General features: G+C 51.1%; 1 protein-coding gene. It reads right to left on the reverse strand.

Translation table 11 applies throughout. The features are described from left to right. Positions 1-448: 448 nt before the first annotated feature. Positions 449-712: an usg protein gene (locus VZ95_RS19060; RefSeq protein WP_045777269.1), complete on the reverse strand. Its 264-nt coding sequence runs from the start codon at positions 710-712 to the stop codon at positions 449-451. Between the last annotated feature and the right edge of the window lie 174 nt (positions 713-886).

Consider the following 886-nt stretch of genomic DNA (forward strand, 5'->3'; position numbering starts at 1 on the left):
ACTGTCACTTTTAATGTGCCAGCATTGTTTTTATAAACTCATTTAAGGTCAGGCTGGACACTGATGGCCCAAAAATACGTAGAAAACCATACAATGACAGCCTCCGGTATCGAGCTTCAGCGGATCTGAGCTTTTGAGTCGATATATAATAGGGTTATTTCCCTATAAAAGATAGTTTGAAAAATTACCTGATTCAAATTCATGTCTCGGGCGGTTTCAGTTTCTTTTTTAGCGTCGGGCTATGCACCCTCTGTCGCCTATCGTGCGCATTAGACCGACGGGATTGACAAATATGGTAATCCCCCCTTCTGAAGGGGGGATAATTGCATGAAGCCGTTTGGTTCGGCCCCCGTCGCGATTACGCGCACCTTAAATCTGGGGCGGCTTTAAAAGCCGCCCCAGGGGCGTTTGACGTGCCAAGCGCATCGGTCTTCAACGGCGGATAGGGCTACTGCACCCGAAACTCCGCCTGAACCGCGCCCCAGCGGCCCGGTGTTATCCCTTCGGCGGCGGCTACGCGCACGGAATGGAGCTTGCCGTCGAGCGAATGGCTCCAGAAGTCGAGAAACCGTTTCAACTCTGGAAATTTCGGCGCGATATCGAGGTGTTGCCAGATGAAGCTTTGCAGCAAACCCGGATGGTCGGGCAGGTGATACAGAATCTCGGCGGTGGTCAGCCGATAGTCGTGCAGTTGCAAGGAAAGATCATTCATGGGGCTTCTCCCGTTCTGGGATCGGAGTCCTGCCTGGACTCCTTGCTAAAAGCCTGTCTTAAAAATTTCATCGAATCATCAAAAATTTATGTGATACCAATATGTTAGCAACCGACTTCCGTGAGTGCTGCTAACGGTGCGCCGAGTACGGCGGGAATGTCGGTGTGCTCCAAA

It is taken from the genome of Elstera litoralis, from assembly GCF_000963705.1.
GTDB classification, from domain to species: Bacteria; Pseudomonadota; Alphaproteobacteria; order Elsterales; family Elsteraceae; genus Elstera; species Elstera litoralis.